The organism is Rhizobium sp. L9, from assembly GCF_002531885.1.
Lineage (GTDB): Bacteria > Pseudomonadota > Alphaproteobacteria > Rhizobiales > Rhizobiaceae > Rhizobium.
The window spans coordinates 1-580 of record NZ_NWSZ01000112.1 but is presented as its reverse complement, the minus strand read 5'-3'; the positions used below and the strand labels follow the sequence as shown (position 1 = coordinate 580).

Here is a 580-nt window from a genome sequence, read left to right as displayed (position 1 = left end):
GTGAGAGGGCCCAAGATGCTGAAAACGCCCTGTGCGACGATAGAGAAGCACGCATCTCGAACAGGCTTTCGCTATCGGACCCCCAGCAATGACGGAGCCGTAGCCCGCTCGCTCTCAAATTCAAAACTGCGAAGCAGGCACCACTCCGTGGCTTGACGGGTGCGTAGAGCAGAGCGGGACAAACCGATTGTCGTGATCTCGACAAATGCGACAAAGGGCGGCGGCTGTCCGACATTTGCGAGAATAGCGGCGGGATCTCCGCGCGGGAACAACGGGCTCACCAAGTGATCCCACTTTCAGTCCCATTGTGCCCACTCATTCGGGCTTACTGTCGGACCCTATCGAGACCTCGCCGCAGCTGCGAAGCCCCACTCATATCCGTTTGAATTTGGCATCAAGGCTTGACGCTTGCCGTCCACACGGGGCAATTCGGGCAGTGTATTAGCCTGCTGTCCCGCTCGTTTCCTAACCCGACATCACAGCGGGGCAGGCTGATTTGGGGATCATCGCTCATTTGGGCCATGGTCTCAAGCGTCATATACCTGGCGCGTTGAACGGCCCATTCATCATTCTGTTCGAG

The 580-nt window shown here is 57.6% G+C and carries 1 protein-coding gene; it reads right to left on the bottom strand.

Annotation, left to right across the window (positions count from 1 at the left end):
• Nucleotides 1–394: 394 nt before the first annotated feature.
• Nucleotides 395–580 (bottom strand): hypothetical protein (locus CO660_RS33645; RefSeq protein ID WP_141504999.1); only part of this gene is annotated, 186 nt, incomplete at its 5' end.